Here is a 4,682-nt window from a genome sequence, read left to right on the forward strand (position 1 = left end):
GCGGTGGATCAGCTTGCACCTAGGCTGGCTGACACACCGCAATCGGGGGCAAGCCCCCTCCCACAGGGGTTAGGCGATGATGTGGCGCACGAGGAGCAGCAGCAGGAAATGCACGGGATAGAGTGCATACGCCCAGCGCCGCATGGCGGGCGGCGAGACGTTTTGGGCATGTCGCAATAAGACCAAGCCAGCCAAAGGCGCAATCAGGCAGGCGGCCAACCCGCTCAGTGCCACGGTTGAGCCGCTGTTGAGCAAAATCTGCCATTGATTCGCCGCCACGCAGACCAACCCCGGCAACACACTGAAATACCATGGCCGACTGAACACCAACAGCATCGCCAGCGGCAGCAAGACACCGAAAATCCCGAACATCAGTTGAGTGGAAAACACCACGCCCAGCACCAGAGCGATCAGCGCCAATCCTCGATCAACAGGCGCCTTCTGCTGCCATCCTCGGGCAACCAGCAGGCCCAGTGCCAGGGTCGGCAGCACGTTCAACGTATCGGCGTCGTCGATAAACAGCCGATACGGCACTTCGCTGATCACACTGAACAGCAACAGCCAGCCCAGGTAACGCCACTGGCCGGTCACGGGAGCGTTCCTGACGCGATGCAAATTGGCTGCAATCGCCAGGCAAAACCACGGGAAAGCCAGGCGCCCCGGCACATACAGGCCATCCAGGCTCAAACCGACATAGCGCAGGTGGTCCAGCACCATACTCAGCAGCGCCAGCCACTTGAGCAGGTCGAGGGCGCCATCGCGGACGCGTCCGACAGGAATCGTTTCAGTAGCGTGCATAATTCCCCAGTGACTTTGCATTTACAGTGCGTGCGCACGCCCAACAATCTTGGTTACAGTGCGCACCAACATCGACCACAGGAATGGGCCATGACCGACAAGAGCCAACAATTCGCCAGCGACAATTATTCCGGCATTTGCCCGGAAGCCTGGGCCGCCATGGAACAAGCCAACCAGGGCCATCAACGCGCCTACGGCGATGATGAATGGACCCACCGCGCCGCCGACGGTTTCCGCAACCTGTTCGAAACCGACTGCGAAGTGTTCTTCGCCTTCAACGGCACAGCCGCCAACTCCCTGGCGCTGTCCTCGCTGTGCCAGAGCTACCATAGCGTGATTTGCTCGGAAACCGCCCACGTCGAAACCGACGAATGCGGCGCGCCGGAGTTCTTCTCCAACGGCTCCAAGCTGCTCACCGCCCGCACTGAAAACGGCAAGCTGACCCCGGAATCGATCCGCGAGATCGCCCTCAAGCGTCAGGATATCCATTACCCGAAACCGCGCGTGGTCACGCTGACCCAGGCCACCGAAGTCGGCAGCGTGTACACCCCGGAAGAAATCCGCGCGATCAGCGCCACCTGCAAGGAGCTGGGCCTGAACCTGCACATGGACGGCGCGCGCTTCTCCAACGCCTGCGCATTCCTCGGCTGCTCGCCGGCCGACCTGACCTGGAAAGCCGGGGTCGACGTGCTGTGCTTTGGCGGCACCAAGAACGGCATGGCGGTGGGCGAGGCGATCCTGTTCTTCAACCACACGCTGGCTGAAGACTTCGACTACCGCTGCAAACAGGCCGGCCAGCTGGCGTCGAAGATGCGCTTCCTGTCTGCCCCCTGGGTCGGCCTGCTGGAAAACGACGCCTGGCTCAAACATGCACGCCACGCCAACCACTGCGCGCAGCTGTTGAGCAGCCTGGTGGCGGACATTCCAGGTGTGGAATTAATGTTCCCGGTACAGGCCAACGGCGTGTTCCTGCAGCTCTCGGAACCGGCGATCGCCGCGTTGACGGCCAAGGGCTGGCGCTTCTACACCTTCATCGGCAAAGGCGGCGCGCGGTTCATGTGTGCGTGGGATACCGAGGAAGAGCGCGTGCGAGAATTGGCGGCGGATATCCGCGAAGTGATGGGCGCCTGACTTCACCACTGAACACAATGTAGGAGGGGGCTTGCCCCCTCCCACATTTGATCGTGCCCGTTTGAGGGTTTGGTCTATCAGAACTCGATCCGCACATCACCCTTCGGCACGCTGCAGCACGACAGGATGTAACCTTCGGCTTCGTCTTCCTCGGTGATCCCGCCGTTGTGCTCCATCTCGACCTCCCCGCCCAGCTTCATCACTTTGCACGTGCCGCAGATGCCCATGCCGCAGGCTTTCGGGATCAACAGGCCAAGCTTGGCCGCCGCCGCATGCACGGTTTCGCCCGGCGCCACGCGGATGCTTTTGCCCGAGGCGATGAATTCCACTTGATGCAGGTCCGCCAGGTCGATTTCCGGCGCGTCGGCCGCTTGTTCGGCTTGTTCCACCGCGTCGGCACGCGCTTCCGGTGGCGTGGCGCCGAAAGATTCCTCGTGATAACGCGTCATGTCGAAACCGGCCGCTTCGAGCAGGCGCTTCACCGCGTTCATGTATGGCGTGGGGCCACAGCAGAACACTTCGCGCTCGAGGAAGTCGGGCACCATCAGTTCGAGCATCTTCTGGTTCAGGTAACCGCGATACCCGGCCCAGGGCTCGCCCAGGCCGTGTTTTTCACAGATCAGGTGCAGGCTGAAGTTGTCGATCCGCGAGGCCATATGCTCCAGCTCGCGGTGGTAGATGATGTCTTTGGGCGAGCGCGCGCTGTGGATAAACGTCATGTCGACGTTGGCGTTGGTGTCGTAATACCAGCGCGCCATGGACATCACCGGGGTGATACCGACGCCGCCGCTGAGGTACAGCACTTTCGGGTTGCTGAAGTCGATGGCATTGAACAACCCGACCGGCCCGTGCACCGCCAGCTCCTGGCCTTCATGCAAGGTGTCGTGCAGCCAGTTGGAGACCTTGCCGCCCGGCACGCGCTTGATGGTCACCGAGAAACTGTACGGCACCGACGGCGAGCTGGAAATCGTGTAGGAACGCATGATCGGCTGGCCGTCGATCTCCAGCTCCAGGGTAACGAACTGCCCCGGCTTGAAAAAGAACAGGATCGGCTGATCGGCCATGAAACAAAAGGTGCGCACATCCCAGGTTTCCTGGATGACTTTGACGCAACGGACGATGTGCCGACCATTGGCCCAGGTCTGGGTCGTTACCGGGTTCAGGAAGCTGTTGGACATGCTGACTCTCCACTGCCGATGTTCGGCTTTATGGTGGCGATTCTGCGTAACGCCGGAACCGGCCATTTACCTATCTGCGACATTCACATACTTATCGCGACCAGCCCCCATATCACGGGGGTTGCGCGTCGGGATCAGAGTGGGCCATGTCGTTAATGGACAAGGTTCTGCTGTTCTGCGGCCCCACACTCGCTCCCAACAACGACGCTTTCTTTACGCCTTGCTGCAAACCTGATTAGTCACTTTCGCCGGCCACACAGAATGGCCCTGAGGACACATACGATGGACGTCACCGCAACCTTAAGCTTGGGCGATCCGCTGGAACCCGCACGCAAGGCCACCGCGCAGATGCTGCAAGAGCGCGAGCGCACTTTTTCGCTGCCGCAGCCGTTCTACTCTGATGAGCGGCTGTTCGATATCGACATGCAGGAGATCTTCCAGAAAGAGTGGTTGATCGCCGGCATGACCTGCGAGATCCCCGCCAAGGGCAACTACCTGACCCTGCAGGTGGGCAAGAACCCGATCATCGTGATCCGTGGCGCCGAAGGTGTGGTGCATGCGTTCCACAACGTGTGCCGCCACCGTGGCTCGCGCCTGTGCACCAGCGACAAGGGCAAGGTTGCCAAACTCGTCTGCCACTACCACCAGTGGACCTACGAGCTGGACGGCCGCCTGCTGTTCGCCGGCACCGAGATGGGCGCCGACTTCGACATGAAGCAATACGGCCTCAAACCGGTGAACGTGAAGACCGCCGGTGGCTACATCTTCATCAGCCTGGCCGAGAACCCGCCGGCGATTGATGACTTCCTGTCGACGCTGACCCATTACATGGAACCGTACGACATGGAGAACACCAAGGTGGCGATCCAGACCACCTTGTTTGAAAAAGCCAACTGGAAACTGGTGCTGGAAAACAACCGCGAGTGCTACCACTGCAACGCGTCGCACCCGGAGCTGTTGAAAACCCTGCTGGAATGGGACGACGTCACCGACCCACGCGCCGACCAGGCCTTCAAGGACCACGTCGCCGCCTCCGCCGCCGCCTGGGACGCGGAAAAGATTCCTTACGCCCACGCCAGCTTCGGCCTGCGCAACCGCATCGTGCGCATGCCGCTGCTCAAGGGCACCGTGTCGATGACCCTGGACGGCAAGCAAGGCTGCAACAAGCTGATGGGCCGCATCAAAAACCCGGACCTGGGCTCGATGCGCATCCTGCACCTGCCGCACTCGTGGAACCACTGCATGGGCGACCACATCATCGTGTTCACCGTGTGGCCGATCAGCGCCCAGGAAACCATGGTCACCACCAAGTGGATCGTGCACAAGGACGCCGTGGAAGGCGTGGACTACGACGTCGAGCGCATGCGCAAGGTATGGGACGCCACCAACGACCAGGACCGTCGCCTGGCCGAAGAGAACCAGCGCGGCATCAACTCCACCGCCTACCAGCCCGGGCCGTACTCCAAGACCTATGAGTTTGGTGTGGTTAACTTTGTGGATTGGTACAGCGAGCGCATGCTCAGCAACCTGGGGGCAGCGCCGGCGCCGTACCTCAAGGGTGTGGCAGTACACGAA

The 4,682-nt window shown here is 61.1% G+C and carries 4 protein-coding genes; 2 read left to right on the forward strand and 2 right to left on the reverse strand.

Annotation, left to right across the window (positions count from 1 at the left end):
- Positions 1-69 precede the first annotated feature (69 nt).
- Positions 70-798, reverse strand: coding sequence for a TraX family protein (locus WBR57_RS14325; protein WP_424084374.1), 729 nt, complete (start codon positions 796-798; stop codon positions 70-72).
- Between the two features lie 90 nt (positions 799-888).
- Here WBR57_RS14325 and WBR57_RS14330 point away from each other — a divergent pair, with 90 nt between their 5' ends.
- Positions 889-1,929 carry a threonine aldolase family protein gene (locus tag WBR57_RS14330; protein WP_424084375.1) on the forward strand — a complete coding sequence of 347 codons (1,041 nt, stop codon included), beginning with the start codon at positions 889-891 and terminating at the stop codon, positions 1,927-1,929.
- 77 nt (positions 1,930-2,006) lie between these two features.
- Here the strand turns inward: WBR57_RS14330 and gbcB are convergent, their stop codons facing one another.
- On the reverse strand, positions 2,007-3,107 hold the full coding sequence (gene gbcB / locus WBR57_RS14335) for a glycine-betaine demethylase subunit GbcB (protein WP_424084376.1): 1,101 nt from the start codon (positions 3,105-3,107) through the stop codon (positions 2,007-2,009).
- 282 nt (positions 3,108-3,389) lie between these two features.
- Here gbcB and WBR57_RS14340 point away from each other — a divergent pair.
- A partial coding sequence (locus WBR57_RS14340) for an aromatic ring-hydroxylating oxygenase subunit alpha (protein ID WP_424084377.1) occupies positions 3,390-4,682 on the forward strand: 1,293 nt, incomplete at its 3' end.

Origin of the sequence: Pseudomonas sp. (assembly GCF_049590575.1) — a bacterium.
Taxonomy (GTDB): Bacteria; Pseudomonadota; Gammaproteobacteria; order Pseudomonadales; family Pseudomonadaceae; genus Aquipseudomonas.